This is a genomic window from Micromonospora coxensis, assembly GCF_900090295.1.
In the GTDB taxonomy this organism is placed as follows: domain Bacteria; phylum Actinomycetota; class Actinomycetes; order Mycobacteriales; family Micromonosporaceae; genus Micromonospora; species Micromonospora coxensis.
This window is the reverse complement of sequence record NZ_LT607753.1, coordinates 3,594,785-3,612,111: the sequence shown is the minus strand read 5'-3', so window position 1 is coordinate 3,612,111 and position 17,327 is coordinate 3,594,785. Positions and strand designations below refer to the sequence as shown.

Here is a 17,327-nt window from a genome sequence, read left to right as displayed (position 1 = left end):
TCCTTCTTCCGCGACCGCCTACCGGGTTAGCTGACGGGTTCGGGCGGGAAGGGAGCGCCCTACCGCAGTGGCTGCGGATTCACCCCGGCGTACCTGGGTCCCCGGCTCGCCCGGAGGCGACTCGGCGGTGCCGGCCGTCGCCGCCCTGGTGGGACGGAGCTGTCGGCGGCCGACGGTTCCTCAGCGTAGGGACGCGCGTGACCGGACCGCAACCATCCGTGACCGGACACGCCGGGGCGGATACGCGGAACCCCCGGTCGACGACCGGGGGTTCGGCGGGGGTACGGAGGGTCAGTACGGTCGGCGGAAACCGGCGACCGGCATGTAGTTGATGCTGGACACCTGGACCGGCTTACCGGTCCGTGGGGCGTGCACCATCTTGTCGTTGCCCAGGTAGAGACCCATGTGGTGCAGGTCGCTGAAGAAGAAGACCAGGTCACCCGGGCGCGCCTCGGAGCGCGGGATCGCCCGCCCCTCGTTCCACTGGTCGCCGGTGTGGTGGGTCAGCGAGATGCCGGCGGCCTTGTAGGCGTACTGGGTCAGGCCGGAGCAGTCGAACGAGTCCGGACCGTCGGCCCCCCAGACGTACGGGTCACCGACCTGCTGGCAGGCCACCCGGATCGCGGTCTGCGCGGCGGAGCTGACCACGCCGTTGATGGTCGGGCAGCCGGCCACCTTCACCGTGGTCTTCGGCATCGACGCCTGCAGCCGCTTGATCTCCGCGTTGATCTGCGTCTTCTTGGCGGCCAGCTCCTTCTCCTGCTTGACCTCCGCGGCGATCAGCGCGTCGAGCTTCTCCTTCTCGCCGTCGAGCTTCTGCTTGGCGTCGATGACGACCTGCAGGTCCTTGCGCTCCTGCGCGGCGAGCCGGTCCAGGTAGGTCAGCTGCTCGGTCAGGGTGTCCGGCTTGGCGCTGACCAGCAGCGCGCCGATGTCCTGCGAGGGGCCCGTCATGTAGTAACGGGAGGCCATGGCGCCGACCCGGCTGAGGGCCAGCTCGGTCTGCAGCGCGAGCGGCTCGATCTTCTTCTGCAGCTCCTCGGCCTTCTTGCGGTCCTTCTTGAGCTGCGCCCGGACCTTGTTGTACTGCTCGATGGTCGGTTCGAGCTGCTCCCACTGCTTGTCGATGGCCGCTTCGATCTCCTCCGGCGTCGGCGCGGCGTGCGCCGGCACGGCGAGCATCCCGGCGCCGACGACCACGGCGGCGACGAGGGTGATCAGGCGGCGGGCGGCCCGGCGCAGAGCGGCCGGACGAGCGGGCGGCTGGCCCTGGGCGTGACGATGGAGGGGCATGGTTGCCACCGGCACCGACTCCTTTGCAACCGACCGCCGGGCGCCTCGCAGAGGGGAAGACGGAGGCAGACGACCCACAGCGGCCGGTGCAACATTAGGGAAGCCCGGCAGCGATATCAAGGTGGCCTTTCCGCTTTTCACTGCACGGCGACCAGTTGCACACAAAGGGTGTGCACTCATTTTCCAACGATGGCTGTCAATACATCGTCCAATGTCACCACACCGAGCGGTCGGCGGCCGTCGCTCACCAGCACCATGTGCCGTCGCTCGCGGCGCATCGCCAGCAGCAGGTCGGCCAGCGTACGGTCCGGCGGCACCACGGCCAGCGGCCGGTAGACCTCGGCGGGAACGGGTGCCCTACGGGACGCGCCGGCGTACCCGAGGACGTCCTTGACGTGCACGAATCCGAGCACTCGCCGGGTGGCGCGCTGCACCACCGGGAAACGCGAGCGACCCGTCCGGGTGGCCAGCACCTCCAGCGAGGCCGGCGAGACGTCCTCGGCCACCGTGGTCACCGTCGACCAGGGTTGCAGGGCGTCCGCGGCGGTCCGGTCGTGCAGGGCCAGCGCCCCGGTGATCCGGGCGTGCTCCTCGGCGTCCAGCAACCCCTCGGTACGCGCCTGCGCCACCAGCCCGGCCAGTTCCTCGGCGGTGAACACCGTCTTCACCGCCTCGGTCGCCTCGACCCCCCACAGCCGCAGCACCTGACGGGCCGACCACTTCATCGCCAGCAGCAGCGGCTTGGTGGCCACGCAGAAGGCCAGCATGGCCGGCCCCAGCCAGAGCGCGGACGGCTCCGGCCCGGCCAGGGTGATGTTCTTCGGCACCATCTCGCCGACGACGGTGTGCAGGAACACCACGACGGCCAGGGCGATCAGGAAGGAGACCGGGTGGACGACCCCGTCCGGCAGCCCCGCCGCGTGGAACAGCGGTTCCAGCAGATGGGCCAGGGCCGGCTCGGCGATCGCGCCCAACCCCAGCGAGCAGACCGTGATGCCGAGCTGCGCCCCGGCGATCATCAGCGGGATCTGGTTCATCGCCGACAGCGCCCACCGGGCCCGCCGGGAGGTCGCGGCGAGCGGTTCGACCACCGTACGGCGGGACGCGATGAGTGCGAACTCGGTGCCCACGAAGAACGCGTTGCCGAGCAGCAGCGCCGCGGCGACCAGCAGTTCAGTCATCGCCGCCCGGCTCCTCGGGGCGCAGCACCCGCACCTGCTCGATCCGGTGCCGCTCCACCTCCACCACGGTGAACTCGTAGCCGGAGTCCTCGACCGTCTCCCCGGGCAGCGGGATGTGGCCCAGCCGGGCCATCAGGAACCCGGCGAGCGTCTCGTACGGGCCCTCGGGCAGCCGGAAGCCGGTCTGCTCGACCAGCTCGTCGAAGCGGAGCACCCCGTCGACCAGGACCGTACGCTCACCACCCGGCACGGTCAGCTCCGCCGCGTGCGCCTCGTCCACGGCGGCCGGGTCGAACTCGTCGGCGATCTCCCCGACCAGCTCCTCGACCAGGTCCTCGACGGTCACCACACCGTCGGTGCCGCCGTACTCGTCGACCACGATGGCGAGGTCGGCGCCGGCGTCCTTCAGCGCGGCGAGCACGCCGTCGAGGTCCAGGCTCTCCGGGACGTACACCGGCTCCCGGGCGACCGCCGCGACCGTGGTCGACGCGCGGCGGGCCAACGGCACGCCGAGCGCGTCCGGCACCCCGGCCACCCCGGTGACCAGGTCCAGCGTCTCCTCGTAGACGGGGAACCGGGTGCGCCCGGTGGCCCGGGAGAGGTCGAGCAGCTCCGCCACGGTGGCGGTGGCCCGCAACGCGACCACGTCGACCCGGGGCGTCATCGCCTCGGCGGCCCGCTTGTCGCCGAAGCGGATGGTCCGGCGCAGCAGCATCGCGGTGTCCGGCGGCAGCGCGCCGGCCCGGGCCGAGATGGCGGCCAGCAGCCCCAGCTCCTCCGGGGAGCGGGCGCTGGCCAGCTCCTCCTGCGGTTCGATGCCGAGTCGGCGGACCAGCCGGTTCGCCGAGTTGTTCAGCCCGTCGATCAGCCAGCCGAAGGTGCGGGAGAAGGCGCGCATCGGCCCGGCGGTGGCCAGCGCGGCGGGCATCGGCCGGGCCAGCGCCAGGTTCTTCGGCACCAGTTCGCCGAAGAGCATCGAGATCAGGGTGGCCAGGGCCAGCGCGAGCAGCGGGCCGAACCGCTCGGCGCCGCCCACCGGGCGCAGCAGCGGGGTGAAGAGCCGGGCCAGCGCCGGCTCGGCGAGGTAGCCGGTGAGCAGCGCGGTCAGGGTGATGCCGAGCTGCGCACCGGAGAGCTGGAAGGACAGCTCGCGCAGCGCCCGGCGTACCGTGACGGCCGCGCCGTCCCCGGCGCCGGCCCGCCGGTCGATCTCCGCCCGGTCGACGGTCACCAGGGCGAACTCGGCCGCGACGAAGAACGCGTTGCCCGCGGTCAGCAGGACGAAGCCGACCAGGGGCAGCAGCGTGGTAACCAGCAGGCCGTCGATGGGCGTGATTGTTCCACGGGCCCGCCCCGGGCACGAGCCGCCCGGTCGATGGCCCCGGCGGACTACCGTGGCGGGCATGGCCGCGCTGACCCTCGCCGACGAACTGGTCCTGCTCGCCCACGACGACGCCGGGACGAACCGGCTCGGCCGGCCGCACCTGGACCACGGGCTCGCCGGGGCGGTCCTGCTCGAACTGGCCCTCGCCCACCGGGTCGAGGTGGTCGACGGCCGGCTGGTGGTGGTCGACCCCACCCCTGTGGGCCACCCGCTGCTGGACGACACGCTGGCCACCCTCGCCGCCGACGAGCGGCGCAAGCCGGGGGACTGGATCGGCCGGCTGGCCAAGGGGCTGCCCGACCGGGTGCTGACCGGCCTGGTCGACGCGGGGGTGCTGCGCCGCGAGTCCGACCGCGTGCTGCTGGTCTTCCCGCGTACCCGCTATCCGTCGCCGACCGGCGCGGAGCCGGCGGCCGAGACGGACGCCCGGCGCCGGATGGTCGAGGCGGTGTCGTCGGACGGGCCGGTCGACCCCCGCACGGCCGCGCTGATCGGTCTCACCGGGGCCGTCGGGCTCGACCGGAAACTCTTCCGGGAGCTGCCGAAGGAGCGGTGGAAGGCCCGCGCGGCGCAGCTCGCCGCGGGCGACTGGGCGTCCGCGGCGACCAGGGAGGCGATCGCGCAGACCCAGGCCGCCGTCCTGACGGCCACCACGGCGGCCACCGCCGTCGTCATCACCACCAGCGTCTCCTGAACACGGCGACGGCGGCGGCACCTCGTCGGTGCCGCCGCCGTCGTGGTCCGCGGTGCTACGACCTCAGCCGGCGACCGGCTCGGTCTCCGGCGCGCCCGGCGCGGCGTCCGGCTTGACGGAGCGCAGCAGCACGCTCGCCACGTCGACGACCTCGACCTGCTCGCCCGCGCCCTTGCCGTTGACCCCGTCGTTGAGCATCGTCGAGCAGAACGGGCAGCCGACGGCGACCGTCCTGGCCCCGGTGGCCATGGCCTCCTCGACCCGGTCCACGTTGATCCGCTTGCCGATCTTCTCCTCCATCCACATCCGGGCGCCGCCGGCGCCGCAGCAGAAGGAGCGCTCGCTGTTGCGCGGCATCTCGGTGATCTCGCCCTTGATCGCGTCCCCGAGCACCTCACGGGGAGCGGCGAAGACCCGGTTGTGCCGGCCCAGGTAGCAGGGGTCGTGGTACGTCACGCCGCCGTCGACCGGCTGCACCGGGGTCAGCTTGCCGGTGGCGACGAGGTGGGCCAGGAGCTGGGTGTGGTGGACGACCTCGAACTCGCCGCCGAGCTGCCCGTACTCGTTGCCCAGGGTGTTGAAGCAGTGCGGGCAGGTGGCCACGATCTTGCGCTTGGCCTTCTCCCGGCCCTCGAACGCTTCGTTGAGGGTCTCGACGTTCTGCTGGGCGAGCATCTGGAAGACGAACTCGTTGCCGATCCGGCGGGCCGGGTCACCGGAGCAGGTCTCGCCCTCACCGAGGATGGCGAACTTCACGCCGGCCTCGTTGAGCAGCGTGGCGACCGCCCGGGTGGTCTTCTTGGCCCGGTCCTCGAACGCGCCGGCGCAGCCGACCCAGAACAGGTACTCGAAGTCCTCGACCTCGCCGACCCGGGGCACCTCGAAGTCCAGGCCCTTGGTCCAGTCCTCCCGGGTGTTCTGCGGGGCGCCCCACGGGTTGCCCTTGTTCTCCAGGTTGCGCAGCATGACGCCGGCCTCGGACGGGAAGCTCGACTCGATCAGCACCTGGTAGCGGCGCATGTCGACGATGTGGTCGACATGCTCGATGTCGACCGGGCACTGCTCGACGCAGGCGCCGCAGGTGGTGCAGGACCAGAGCACGTCCGGGTCGATGACGCCGCCCTCCTCGGCGGTGCCGATCAGCGGCTTGTCGGCCTCGGCGAGGGCCAGCACGTCCATGTGGGCGAGCTGGGCCTCGGTGGCCTTCTCCTCACCGGTCAGGTCCTTGCCGCCCCCGGCCAGCAGGTACGGCGCCTTGGCGTACGCGTGGTCGCGCAGGCTCAGCACCAGCAGCTTCGGCGACAGCGGCTTGCCGGTGTTCCAGGCCGGGCACTGCGACTGGCAGCGACCGCACTCGGTGCAGGTGCTGAAGTCCAGCAGGCCCTTCCAGGTGAACTGCTCGACCTGGGCGACGCCGAACTGGTCCTTCTCCGGGTCGGCCTCCTCGAAGTCGAGGGGCTTGCCGTTGCTCGTCATCGGGCGCAGCGCGCCGAGGCCGGAGCCGGCCGGCTTCTGCGGGTCCCGCTTGAAGAAGATGTTGGGGAACGCCAGGAAGCGGTGCCAGGCGACGCCCATCGTGACGTTCAGCGAGATGACGATCAGCCAGGTCATCGAGATGACGATCTTGATGAGGGCGGCGACGCTGACGCCGGCCTCCCAGTTCGGCAGGGCGCTGCCGATCGCGTGGCTGACCGGGGTGGCCCAGAGCGGGTACTCGAAGTGGTCGGTGGCGACCTTGAAGCCCCGGATCAGGAAGCCGAAGATCAGGACGAGCAGGACGACCCACTCGACGAAGTAGCCCTGCCACATGGTGGAGCCGGTGAACCGGGACTTGCCGCCCGGGCGGGTGGGCCGGTTGCGCAGCCGGATCGCCATCAGCACCAGGATGCCGACCGCGCCGAGCACCCCGATGATCTCGGTGACCAGGCCGAAGACCACCCAGTGCCCGATCACCGGCAGCCCGCCGGTGGTGCTGGCCACCTCGAAGTACGCCTCGAGCACCAGCAGCGACAGCACGACGAACGCGACCATCACGAACCAGTGCGCGGCACCCACCACGCTCCACTTGAGCATGCGGGTGTGGCCGGCGGTCTCCACCAGCATCGTGGTCGTCCGGGCGCCCTTGTCGCCGAACCGCTCGGGCGCCGGTTGACCCAGCCGGATGACTGCCACCATCTTCATGACCGCACGCGCCGCCAGCCACACCGCCACGGCGGTGATGGCGGCCGCGAGGATCGTGGTGACGATCTGGACGCTGCCCATCGAGTTGGCCTCCCGGGGTCTGCTGCCTGTCGAGCGGCTCGGCGACCGGGGACCGGATCAGGGCGCGCCCGGCGTGACGCCGCTGCCGCACCCTCGACCGGACCGGTCGATGACCTCGCTCCGCTCGGTCATGCAGTGCAGCCTACGCGCAAGGTTACCCAGCAGTAACGTGAGTCTTCTCGCACCAGGCCACGCCGCCCTGCGCACACCTTAGGGTGCCCGGCGCCGAAGCGCCGGGCAGGGCTCCGCGACAGTGACCTGGATCGTGTCGCCCGCCGCCACCGGGGCGGCCCGCGCTCAGCGCCAGCGGGAGAGGACGATCAGCGAGGCGACCATCGCGCCGAAGCCGACCGCCAGGTTCCAGTAGCCCCAGGAGGCGACCGGGTACTCCTGCTCGGAGAGGTAGTAGACGACCAGCCAGCCGATGCCGGCCACGATCAGCGTGACCGCCGTGACCGGCAGCCACACCGGGCTAGGCTTGCGCGTCGCCGCCGTCGCCGTCGGACGCACGTCCGTCGGCGGGGTGTACACCTTCTTCTTACGGACCTGAGACTTGGGCACGACGCTCTCCAGAGGGGGTGACGACCTCGTCCGGCCTGACAACCGGGCGCGGGGGCGACGGTCCATGGCCAATAATGTCGACAGCTAGCGTAGTCCGGACGGGCCGTCTGATCCACGAATGGGGTCAGACCGGTGCGCGCAGTGACCGAAAAATGGGGAACCGCCCCGGGACGGGCCCGCCGGCCCGCGCCGCGACGGGGCGAACCAGACGAGGCGGAAGGAACGCTCGGTGGAGTACACATCCGGCGCGGCGTCCTGGCAGAAGGCCATGCGACGCGCCGTCGCCGCGCTCCTGCCACGGCGTCCACGGCAGCGTCGACCCGGCTGGTCGATCGGTGTGCCGCTGATCGCCGCCGCGGCCGGGCTGCTCTTCACCACCACCGCCACCACCGCCGGCGGCACCGCCCTGCGGGAGGACCGCCGTCCCGAGCTGACCCAGCTCATCGAGGACCGCCGCGAGCGCGTCGCGGCCAGCGAGCTGCGCGCCGCCCGGCTGCGCGCCGAGGTCGAGAGCCAGACCGCCGCGCTGGCCGACACCGACGGACCGATCTCCGCGGAGCGGGACCGGGCCCGGGCCAGCGAGCTGTCCGCCGGCTTCACCGCCCTCACCGGCCCCGGGGTGACCGTCGAGCTGGACGACGCGGCCCGGCGCAGCGACGGGACGCTGCCGAAAGGTGCCACCAACGACGACCTGGTCGTCCACCAGGGGGACGTCCAGGCGGTCGTGAACGCGCTCTGGGCCGGCGGCGCGGAGGCCATGTCAATCATGAACGTCCGCGTGCTCACCACCAGCGCGGTACGCTGCGTGGGTAACACCCTGCTGCTGCACGGCCGGGTGTACTCCCCACCGTTCAAGATCGTAGCAATCGGCGATCCGGCCGCGCTCCAGCAGGCCCTCGCCGGTTCCGAGGGAGTCCGGTTGTTCAAGCAGGCGGTCGAGCACTACCAGCTCGGGTACTCCGAGCAGGTGTCGACCGTCAGCGTGCCCGCCTTCGAGGACTCGACCGCGCTGCGGTCGGCGACGGTACCGCGATGACCTCGGACGGACGGGACCCGCGCCACCGCGACCGGAGCGACGACCCGACCGCCTTCATCCCCACGGTCGACCGCTCCACGCCGCAGGCACCCGCGCGTCCCGATCCGTGGCCCGACCCGGTCCTGCCGCCGCGCTCCTCGACCAACCGACCCCCGGCACACACCGCGCCGCCCGCCGGCCCCGCCAACCGGCCGGTGACCCGGCCGGTCGAGCCCGCCCGTCCCGGCCCGCCCCCGCCCGTCGACGGCCCCCCGCCGGCCCGCCCGCCGATCGACGCCCCGACGCTCCCCACCGGCGGCCGGGTCCAGCCGGCCCCGCCCGCCTGGCCCGGCAGCGGTGAGGACCGGCGGGTCGACCCGCCGACCGCACCGCCCGTGGCCCACCGGCCGCCACCCGTCGACCCGCAGCGGCCCACCGGAGCGCCGTCCGGACCGGCCCGCCCCGTCGGGCCGCAGCCGCCGGCAGGGGTACGCCCACCGGCTCCCACGGAGGCGCCGACCGCGTTCCTCCCCACCGTCGCCCACCGGGCCCCGGAGCGCCCCGCCACCCGGCCCGACGCGGCTGCCGCCGCACAGTCCCCCGTCGAGGGGCGCACCGCCCGGCAGTCGACGACCGGCGGCACCACCGGACAGCCCGGCGTACCGGCGAACGAGATCGGCCCGCGCGGGCCAGGACGGTCGGACGCGACCGTCCGCGACGGCGGACCGGAGCGGGCCGCCGACCCGGCGGCCACCGCGGTCATCCCGGCGGTCACCGCCCGGCCGCCGCTGGACTCGACGGCGCTGATGGGCGCGGTCCCCCCGGTCCCCGAGCACGTCCGCGCGGCCGACCAGGCCCCCGCCACGGAGCCGCCGCAGCCCCGCCGCGGCGAGCGGGTGGTGCAGTTGCGCCCGGAGCAGACCGGCGAGGGCTACAAGAGCGTCTACTCCGAGCTGACCCGCCCCTCCTTCACCTCCCGGCTGCGCACCGGCGTCCGGGTCAGCGGTGAACTCCTGATCACCTTCGGCCTGGTGGTGCTCCTCTTCGCCGGGTACGAGATCTGGGGCAAGTCGGCCATCGTCGACGCCCACCAGGGGGATCTGAGCAGCCAACTCGCCCAGGAATGGGGGCCGAGCGGCGACCCGACCGTCGCGCCCAGCGCCGGGCCGAGCGGCGGCCCCACCGCCAAGCCGAAGCCGCCGGTGCAGGGCAGGCCGATCGCCGGGCTCTACATCCCCAGGCTCGACAAGAACTGGATCGTGGTGGAGGGCGTCAGCCAGAAGGACATCCGGTACGCCCCCGGTCACTACCCGAAGAGCGCCATGCCCGGCCAGGTCGGCAACTTCTCCGTCGCCGGGCACCGCAACCGGGCCACCTTCTGGCGGCTGGACGAGCTGAACGACGGCGACGAGATCGTGGCCGAGACCAAGGACACCTGGTACGTCTACAAGGTCGTCAAGAGCCACATCGTCCGGCCGGACCAGGTCGAGGTGGTGTCGCCGCAGCCGCTCCCGCTCAAGGCCGGCGAGAAGGGCAGGAAGCTGCTCACCCTGACCACCTGCAACCCGAAGTTCGACAACTACCAGCGGCTGATCGTCCACGCCGAACTGGCGGAGACCATGCCCAAGTCCGAGGGTCGACCCCGGGCGCTGGGAGGCTGACCGTGTACGCGTGGATCTGGCGCAAGCTGCCCTTCGGCCTGGCCGGCAAGCTCACCGGCTCGGTGCTGATCGCCGCCGCCGCCGTCGCCCTGCTCTGGTACGTGGTCTTCCCCTGGGCCGAGCCCCTGGTCACCCCCTTCGACGACGTGCAGGTCACCCAGGAGGACCAGGGCGTGCCCGGCGACGACGGCGGCGTACCCGGCCCGGCCGGGGGCGAGCCCGCCGGCGACGAGCACGACCTGCCGTACGACACCGAACAGAACAACACCCCGCCCCCCTCTCCGGACGAGTGAGCCCCATGCGTGTCCTGGTCATCGACAACTACGACTCGTTCGTGTTCAACCTCGTGCAGTACCTCGGCCAGCTCGGCGTCGACTGCGAGGTACGCCGCAACGACGAGATCGACGTCGCCGAGGTCGGCCGGTTCGGCGCGGCGGGCGTCCTGCTCTCGCCCGGGCCGGGCAGCCCCGACCGCGCCGGCATCTGCCTCGACGTGATCCGGCGGTACGCCGGTGAGCTGCCCATCTTCGGCGTCTGCCTGGGCCACCAGGCCATCGGCGAGGCGTTCGGCGCCACCGTGGCCCGCGCCCCCGAACTGCTGCACGGCAAGACCTCCGAGGTGCGCCACCACGACGTCGGGGTGCTGGCCGGCCTGCCCGACCCGTTCACCGCGACCCGCTACCACTCGCTCGCCGTGCTTCCCGAGACGCTGCCGGAGGAGCTGGAGGTCACCGGCTGGACCGCGTCCGGTGTGGTGATGGCGATGCGGCACCGCACGCTGCCGATCGAGGGCGTCCAGTTCCACCCGGAGTCGGTGCTCACCGAGGGCGGCCACCTGATGCTGGCGAACTGGCTGGCCGCGTGCGGCCACACCGAGGCGCTGGAGCGGGCTCCCGAGCTGGCCGCCGAGGTGGACGCGCGGCGGCGGGCCGCCTTCGCCGACGCCTGACCCCCGTCTTCCGACGGCAGAGGCCCGGTCCAGGCGGACCGGGCCTCTGCCGTCAGTGCCGTAGCCGGCTCAGTCCTCGTTGAGTCGGTCCGGGGGCGTCGGGAACGGCAGGCCCCCACCGCCGCCCGGCGTCGTCGGGGTGGCCGTCGGGGTGCCGGTCGCCGGCGCGCTCGGCTGCTCGGTCGGCGCGGCGATGCCGATCTCGATGGTGACCGTCTTGCCCTTGGCGAGCTGACTGCCCGGCTCGGGGTTCTGCCCGGTCACCTTGCCCACCTCGGAGGCCGGCACCTCGTCGCCGTCGATCACCCGCACCCGGTAGCCGGCGTCCTCCAGCTCCTCCTCGGCCTGGTCCTGCGGCAGGCCGATGACCCGGGGGACCTCGCGGATGTTGCCGAGCGAGACGGTCACCGTGATCTCCGCGCCCTCGGCGACCTTCGTACCGGACTGCGGGTCCACCTTGATGACGATGTCCTTGCCCTGCTCGCTGTTCGCCGTCTCGCGCTTCACCCGGAAACCCTGGCCCTCGAGTGTCTGCTTGACGCTCTCGTAGGTGCCGCCGACCAGGCCGGACGGGACGGCCTTGGTGGCGGGGCCGCCGCAGATGTTGACGGTCACCTGCCGGTTCGGTTCCAGGCTGCTGCCGGCGGGCGGGCTCTGGTCGGCGACCGTGCCCTTCTTGCAGGTGGCGTTGAAGACCTGGTCGCCCGCCACCGGCACCAGGCCGGCCTTCTGGATCTCCGCGAACGCGGCCGCCTGGTCCTGGCCCGCGAGGTTCGGGACCTGGACCGTCTCCGGGTCGTCCGGCTGCATCAGCAGTGCCGCCACCAGGGCGATCACCGCGAGCACGCCGAGCGCCGCGAACGCGGCGATCACCCAGGACGAACTCTTGCGTCGCTGCGGGTCTCCGACCCGGGCCGGGATCTGCCGGGTGGCGGGCGCGCCGACCACCTGGGTCGGGTACCCGGCCGCGACGGCCGGACCCATCTGCGCCGTCTCGTCCTGCGGCATGACCGGGGTGGCCAGCACCGGCCGGCCGGCGGCGGCCCGGAGCAGGTCGGCGCGCATCTCGCCGGCGCTCTGGTAGCGGTTCAGCGGGTTCTTGGACAGCGCCTTGAGCACGATCGCGTCGATCGCCGGGGTGACGTCCGGGTTGATGTCGCTCGGCGTCGGCGGGGCCTCCCGGACGTGCTGGTAGGCGACGCTGACCGGGCTGTCCCCGACGAACGGCGGGTGCCCGCAGAGCAGCTCGAAGAGCACGCAGCCGCCGGCGTACACGTCGGAGCGGGCGTCCACGGCCTCACCGCGCGCCTGCTCCGGGGAGAGGTACTGCGCGGTGCCGATGACGGCGCTGGTCTGGGTCATCGTGGTGGCGCCGCTGGCCAGCGCCCGAGCGATGCCGAAGTCCATCACCTTGACCTGGCCGGTCTGGGTGAGCATCACGTTGCCGGGCTTGATGTCCCGGTGGATGATCCCGTGCCGGTGGCTGAACTCCAGCGCCGCGCACATGTCGGCGCAGATCTCCAGCGCCCGGCGCGGCTGGAGCCGCCCCTCGACGCCGAGGACCTCCTTCAGCGTCCGCCCGTTCACGAACTCCATCACGATGAACGGGAGCGTCTCGCCGGTCGGCGCGGTCTCCTCGCCCGTGTCGTAGACGGCGACGATCGCCGGGTGGTTCAGCGACGCGGCGTTCTGCGCCTCACGGCGGAACCGCATCTGGAAGGTGGCGTCCCGGGCCAGGTCGGCGCGGAGCATCTTGATCGCGACGTCCCGGCCCAGCCGGAGGTCACGTCCGCGGTGCACCTCCGCCATGCCGCCGTAGCCGAGCAGCTCGCCGACCTGGTACCTGCCACCGAGCAGGCGGGCCTGGGCTGTCATCGCGTTCGTCGTCCTTCGCTCGTCGTCGTCTCGCCGCCACCCGGTCGGAGCCACTCCGTCCGACGGTACGACGTTCCGGCCGGATCGTCGCGTCCGTCGGCGCTCAGCGCGCCGGCCGTCACATTCGGCGGAACGGGCGCGCCGAAGTCGCCCCTCCGCGCCTTGTAGGAAATCACGCCGGAGCAGACCAGAACCAGTACGGCCAGCAGGATGGCGACCGTCACCGCGCCTGACCTGGAACGACGCGCCGGAACGGGGGTCGGGACCGGCTGCCGGGCGTACCCGACGGGACGGTCGGAGCGGATGGGGGCCGACGGCACCGCCGCGGCGCCCCGGGGACCCATCGGCGGCCGGGCCTGCGGCACGGCCGGGACGGGCGGCCGCTGCGCCACCACGGGCGGCTGCGGCTGACGTGCGGTGACCGGCGGACGGGCCTGGCCGGCCGCCGCCGGGCGGGACTGCGGCGGCGGCTGCCGGGAGGTGGCCGGGACCTGGGCCCGAGCCACCGGGGCGGCCGGCGAGGCCGGCGCCGCGGAGACCTGCGCCCGCGCGGCCGGACCGGCGGGCGAGGCCGGCACCGCCGACACCGGGCCGGCGTGTCCACCGGTACGCGCCTGCTGGGAGAGGTGGGCCTTGGTCTGCCGGGCGATCGAGGCCAGCGCGGCGGCGCTCGGCCATCGATGGTTCGGATCCTTCGCCAGCGCCCGCTCGACGATCGCCTTCACCTGCGGCGGGATGTCGCCGGGCAGCGGCCGGGGCGTCTCCCGGACGTGCTTCATGGCGATCTCCAGGGGGTTGTCCCCCTCGAACGGGCGGCGGCCGGCCAGGCACTGGTACGCGACCACGCCGAGGGCGTACACGTCGGAGGCGGGCGTGGCGACCGCCCCGCTGGCCTGCTCCGGGGAGATGTACGAGGCGGTGCCGAGCACCGAGCCGGCGGCGGTGAGCTGGCCGACGAGGTCGGAGCGGGCGATGCCGAAGTCGGTCAGCACCAGCGTCCCGTTCGGCCGCACGAGCAGGTTGCCCGGCTTGACGTCCCGGTGCACGATGCCCTTCTCGTGGGCGGCGTGCAGCGCGTCGGCGGCCTGCGCGACGAGCGCCATGGTCCGGGCCGGGGTGAGCCGCCCGACCCGGCTCAGCGTCGACGAGAGGGCGTCGCCCTCGACGTACTCCATCACCAGGAAGGCGATGTGCTGGTCGCTGCCGAAGTCGTAGACGTCGACCACGCCGGGGTGGTTGATGGTGGCCATGGTCCGCGCCTCGCCGCGGAACCGCTCGGCGAAGCCGGGCTCGTCCAGCAGCGCCGGGAGCAGGCTCTTCACCGCCACCGTACGGCCGAGCACCTGGTCGGTGCCGCGCCAGACGTCGCCCATGCCACCGCTGGCGATCCGCTCGTCGAGGCGGTAGCGGTTGCCGAGCTGGACGCCGGGAGAGAGCATCAGCGGCTCCCGGAGTCGGCGGCGGCCGCCTGCATGATCTGGCCACCGATCCGGGCCGCCTCGGCGCTGCCGCCGCTGCCCGCCTCCTCCAGCACCACGCAGACGGCGGAGACCGCCTTGCCGTCCTTGTCGAGGGCGAAGCCGATGAACCAGCCGTGGTCGGGGGTGTCCGGGCCGGACTGCGCGGTGCCGGTCTTGCCGCCGACGGTGTAGCCGCTGAACTGGGCGTTGCGGCCGGTGCCGTTGCGCACCACGCTGACCATCATGTCCCGCAGGTGGGCGGCGACCTGCTGGTCGACCGGCCGGCGCAGCTCGCGCGGGTCGGCGTTGTAGTAGCTGGTGGTGCGGTCCGGGCCGAGCAGCTGCTTCACCAGGTACGGCCGCATCTGCCTGCCCTCGTTGGCGACCGCCCCGGCGATCATCGCGCCCTGCAGCGGGGTCATCTTGACGTCCCGCTGCCCGATCGAGGACTGGGCCAGCGCGGCCGGGTCGGTCGCGCCGCCCGGGGCCTCCATCGCGCCGGTCCGGCTGGGCGCCACGGTCAGGCCGTCCTCGCCGAGCTGGCCGACGGTGAGGTCGTCCTGCTCGAAGCCGAACTGGCGGGCCTTCTCCTTCACCGTGTCCGCGCCGAGCTTCACGCCGAGCTGGGCGAAGCCGGTGTTGCACGACTCGGTGACCGCGTTCATCAGGGTGACCTGCGACTCCGGGCAGATCGACGGGGCGGCGTTCTTGATCGGGGTGCCCGAGGTCGGCGGGGTCCAGCTCGCCCCGGCCGGGATCTGGGTCTCCTTGCCGACCCCGTTCTCCAGGGCCGCCGCCGCCACCACGATCTTGAAGGTGGAGCCGGGCGGCAGGACCTCCGACAGCGCCCGGTTCTTCAACGGGCCGTCGGCGCGCTGTTCCAGCTCGTTGTACGCCGCCGTGGCCGCGTTGGTGTCGTGGCTGGCCAGCGGGTTCGGGTCGAAGCTGGGCATCGAGACGAGCGCCTGCACCGCCCCGGTACGCGGGTCGATGGCGATCGCCGCGCCCTTCTTCACCCCGTTCTCGTTGTTGCGCAGCTGCTCGTACGCGGTGTCCTGGGCGCGCTTGGAGACGGTGAGCAGCACGTTGCCGCCACCCGACTCGTCCCCGGTGAACATGTCCTTGACCCGGTTGGCGAAGAGCGCGTCGCTGGTGCCGGCAAGGAAGTCGTTCTCGACCCGCTCGATGCCGGTGTCGGCGAGATTGACCGGCTTGTAGCCGAGCACGTGCGCGTACTTCGCCCCACCGGGGTAGGTGCGCAGGTAGTTCAGCTTGCCGCTGGTCTCCTTGCTGGTGGCGAGCGCGGTGCCGCCGGCCTCGATGTTGCCGCGCTTGCGCTTGTACTCGGCCACCTGGACCCGGCCGTTGTAGTCGCTGTTGCGGTACTCGTCCGCCTTGTGGAACTGGATCCAGTTCAGGTTGGCGAAGAGCAGGCCGAACAGGACCATGACGACGACGCCGACGCGGCGCAGGGGTGCGTTCACGGGCGGATCACCTCCGTGGGGGCACCGTGCAACTGCTCGGGCGGGCCACCGCTCGGCCGGGCCGCCGGGCCGCCACCCTGGGTCACCGGCCGGCGGGCGGCGTCGGAGACCCGCAGCAGCACCGCGACGAGCAGCCAGTTGGCCATCAGCGACGAGCCACCGGCGGAGAGGAACGGCGTGGTCTGGCCGGTCAGCGGGATGAGCTTGCTGATCCCGCCGATGATCACGAAGACCTGGAGCCCGAGGGTGAAGGCCAGGCCGCCGGCGAGCAGCTTGCCGAACGAGTCGCGGACGGCGAGCCCGGCCCGCAGGCCCCGCTCGACGACGAGCAGGTAGACCACGAGCAGCGCGGTGAGGCCGAACAGGCCGATCTCCTCGCCGATGCCGGCGAAGATGAAGTCGTTCTGCACCTCCGGGATCTCCAGCGGCTCACCGGCGCCCGGCCCGGTCCCGAAGAGCCCGCCGCTGCCGAGGCCGAGCAGCCCCTGCACCAGCTGGTAACCCCGGTCGTACGGCTCGGCGAACGGGTCCAGCCAGATCTCCGCCCGGGTGTAGAAGTTCGCGAACGGCCCGCCGATCGTCCCGCCCAGCACGTACGCGAGGTACGCGCCGCCGAAGAAGAGCACCAGACCGATCAGCAGCCAACTGACCCGCTCGGTGGCGATGTAGAGCGTCACCACGAACATGCCGAAGTAGAGCAGCGAGGTGCCCAGGTCCTTCTCGAAGACCAGGACCAGGAGGCTGATCAGCCAGACCACGACCACCGGGCCGAGGTCGCGGCCGCGCGGGAAGTCGATGCCGAGGATCCGACGACTGGCCAGCGAGAGCACCTCGCGCTTGCGGACCAGGTAGTACGCGAAGAAGACCAGCAGTGCCAGCTTGGCGAACTCACCGGGCTGGATGCTGAAGCCGCCGACCCGGATCCAGAGCTTCGCGCCGTTGATCTCGGAGAACCGCCCGGGCAGCACCGCCGGGATCATCACCAGCACGATGCCGGCCAGGCCCAGGGTGTACGCGTACCGGGAGATCGCGCGGTGGTCGCGCATCAGGGCGAGCAGCCCGGCGGCGAGCACCACCGAGGCGAGCGTCCAGGCGAGCTGGCGGCCACCCGTACCGGCGAAGATGGCCAGCGTCTCCCGGTCGGCCGGGGCGGCCTTGCCCAGGTCGAGCCGGCGCAGGAAGCCCACCCCGAGGCCGTTGAGCAGCGCCACCGCGGGCAGCAGCGCCGGGTCGGCGAAGGGCGCCAGCCAGCGGATCACCAGGTGCATGCCGACGAAGACCAGCGTCAGCGCGGCGGCCGGCATCCAGAAGTCCGGGGTGACCGTGTCGAGCATGTTCGCCTCGACGATCGCCCCGTACGCCGCCACCAGCACCATGGCGAGCAGGAGCAGGGACAGCTCGGCGTTGCGCCGGGACCGCGCCAGGCGCACGCCGGGCTGCTCGCCCGTCGTGGCGGGCGAGGCTGCCGGTGTGGCGGCTGCGGTCACGGATCGGTCCTCGGACTCTCA

The 17,327-nt window shown here is 72.7% G+C and carries 14 protein-coding genes and 1 riboswitch; of the genes, 5 read left to right on the top strand and 9 right to left on the bottom strand.

What is annotated here, in order from left to right:
- A riboswitch (cyclic di-AMP (ydaO/yuaA leader) is annotated at positions 1–137 on the bottom strand.
- Between the two features lie 154 nt (positions 138–291).
- The 3 genes from GA0070614_RS16345 to GA0070614_RS16335 all read right to left on the bottom strand — a co-directional run bounded on the left by GA0070614_RS16345 (position 292) and on the right by GA0070614_RS16335 (position 3,774).
- A complete protein-coding gene (locus tag GA0070614_RS16345; protein WP_408630693.1) occupies positions 292–1,308 on the bottom strand; it encodes a C40 family peptidase in 1,017 nt (338 codons plus the stop codon).
- 161 nt (positions 1,309–1,469) lie between these two features.
- Entirely contained in the window at positions 1,470–2,474 is a 1,005-nt protein-coding gene (locus tag GA0070614_RS16340) for a hemolysin family protein (protein WP_088976772.1), read from the bottom strand.
- The gene (locus GA0070614_RS16335) at positions 2,467–3,774 is read right to left on the bottom strand and encodes a hemolysin family protein (RefSeq protein WP_088979465.1); all 1,308 of its coding nucleotides are present in this window, start codon (positions 3,772–3,774) and stop codon (positions 2,467–2,469) included. Before GA0070614_RS16335 ends, GA0070614_RS16340 begins: the two co-directional genes overlap by 8 nt.
- Before the next feature lie 103 nt (positions 3,775–3,877).
- On the opposite strand from GA0070614_RS16335, the gene GA0070614_RS16330 reads away from it, so the two are divergent.
- Positions 3,878–4,552, top strand: a complete 675-nt coding sequence (locus tag GA0070614_RS16330; RefSeq protein ID WP_088976771.1) for a GOLPH3/VPS74 family protein — start codon at positions 3,878–3,880, stop codon at positions 4,550–4,552.
- A gap of 63 nt (positions 4,553–4,615) precedes the next feature.
- Here the strand turns inward: GA0070614_RS16330 and GA0070614_RS16325 are convergent, their stop codons facing one another.
- Both GA0070614_RS16325 and GA0070614_RS16320 read right to left on the bottom strand, forming a co-directional pair.
- A complete protein-coding gene (locus GA0070614_RS16325) occupies positions 4,616–6,814 on the bottom strand; it encodes a (Fe-S)-binding protein (RefSeq protein ID WP_088976770.1) in 2,199 nt (732 codons plus the stop codon).
- Between the two features lie 297 nt (positions 6,815–7,111).
- The gene (locus GA0070614_RS16320; RefSeq protein WP_088976769.1) at positions 7,112–7,375 is read right to left on the bottom strand and encodes a cell division protein CrgA; all 264 of its coding nucleotides are present in this window, start codon (positions 7,373–7,375) and stop codon (positions 7,112–7,114) included.
- Positions 7,376–7,604: 229 nt separating this feature from the next.
- Here GA0070614_RS16320 and GA0070614_RS16315 point away from each other — a divergent pair, with 229 nt between their 5' ends.
- The 4 genes from GA0070614_RS16315 to GA0070614_RS16300 are packed head-to-tail and all read left to right on the top strand — an operon-like array spanning position 7,605 to position 11,000.
- Complete coding sequence (locus GA0070614_RS16315) at positions 7,605–8,411, top strand: DUF881 domain-containing protein (protein ID WP_088976768.1); 807 nt, start codon at positions 7,605–7,607, stop codon at positions 8,409–8,411.
- A complete protein-coding gene (locus GA0070614_RS16310; RefSeq protein WP_088976767.1) occupies positions 8,408–10,051 on the top strand; it encodes a class E sortase in 1,644 nt (547 codons plus the stop codon). The genes GA0070614_RS16315 and GA0070614_RS16310 overlap by 4 nt, the downstream gene beginning before the upstream one ends.
- Positions 10,052–10,053: 2 nt before the next feature.
- Positions 10,054–10,344, top strand: a complete 291-nt coding sequence (locus GA0070614_RS16305; protein ID WP_088976766.1) for a hypothetical protein — start codon at positions 10,054–10,056, stop codon at positions 10,342–10,344.
- Between the two features lie 5 nt (positions 10,345–10,349).
- Positions 10,350–11,000 carry an aminodeoxychorismate/anthranilate synthase component II gene (locus tag GA0070614_RS16300; RefSeq protein WP_088976765.1) on the top strand — a complete coding sequence of 217 codons (651 nt, stop codon included), beginning with the start codon at positions 10,350–10,352 and terminating at the stop codon, positions 10,998–11,000.
- Positions 11,001–11,069: 69 nt separating this feature from the next.
- Here GA0070614_RS16300 and pknB read toward each other — a convergent pair whose 3' ends face one another.
- The 4 genes from pknB to GA0070614_RS16280 are packed head-to-tail and all read right to left on the bottom strand — an operon-like array spanning position 11,070 to position 17,306.
- Positions 11,070–12,875, bottom strand: coding sequence for a Stk1 family PASTA domain-containing Ser/Thr kinase (gene pknB / locus GA0070614_RS16295; RefSeq protein ID WP_088976764.1), 1,806 nt, complete (start codon positions 12,873–12,875; stop codon positions 11,070–11,072).
- The gene (locus tag GA0070614_RS16290; protein WP_088976763.1) at positions 12,872–14,314 is read right to left on the bottom strand and encodes a serine/threonine-protein kinase; all 1,443 of its coding nucleotides are present in this window, start codon (positions 14,312–14,314) and stop codon (positions 12,872–12,874) included. The genes pknB and GA0070614_RS16290 overlap by 4 nt, the downstream gene beginning before the upstream one ends.
- Positions 14,314–15,819 (bottom strand): peptidoglycan D,D-transpeptidase FtsI family protein, encoded by a 1,506-nt coding sequence (locus tag GA0070614_RS16285; protein ID WP_088976762.1) that lies wholly within the window; start codon positions 15,817–15,819, stop codon positions 14,314–14,316. The genes GA0070614_RS16290 and GA0070614_RS16285 overlap by 1 nt, the downstream gene beginning before the upstream one ends.
- The gene (locus tag GA0070614_RS16280; RefSeq protein ID WP_088976761.1) at positions 15,816–17,306 is read right to left on the bottom strand and encodes an FtsW/RodA/SpoVE family cell cycle protein; all 1,491 of its coding nucleotides are present in this window, start codon (positions 17,304–17,306) and stop codon (positions 15,816–15,818) included. Before GA0070614_RS16280 ends, GA0070614_RS16285 begins: the two co-directional genes overlap by 4 nt.
- Positions 17,307–17,327 lie beyond the last annotated feature (21 nt).

What these genes read in the sequence shown, in the direction of transcription:
- GA0070614_RS16330 (WP_088976771.1), top strand. Translation starts at nt 3,878, where the DNA reads ATGGCCGCGCTGACCCTCGCCGACGAACTGGTCCTGCTCGCCCACGAC.
- GA0070614_RS16325 (WP_088976770.1), bottom strand. Translation starts at nt 6,814, where the DNA reads ATGGGCAGCGTCCAGATCGTCACCACGATCCTCGCGGCCGCCATCACC.
- GA0070614_RS16290 (WP_088976763.1), bottom strand. Translation starts at nt 14,314, where the DNA reads ATGCTCTCTCCCGGCGTCCAGCTCGGCAACCGCTACCGCCTCGACGAG.
- pknB (WP_088976764.1), bottom strand. Translation starts at nt 12,875, where the DNA reads ATGACAGCCCAGGCCCGCCTGCTCGGTGGCAGGTACCAGGTCGGCGAG.
- GA0070614_RS16300 (WP_088976765.1), top strand. Translation starts at nt 10,350, where the DNA reads ATGCGTGTCCTGGTCATCGACAACTACGACTCGTTCGTGTTCAACCTC.
- GA0070614_RS16310 (WP_088976767.1), top strand. Translation starts at nt 8,408, where the DNA reads ATGACCTCGGACGGACGGGACCCGCGCCACCGCGACCGGAGCGACGAC.
- GA0070614_RS16340 (WP_088976772.1), bottom strand. Translation starts at nt 2,474, where the DNA reads ATGACTGAACTGCTGGTCGCCGCGGCGCTGCTGCTCGGCAACGCGTTC.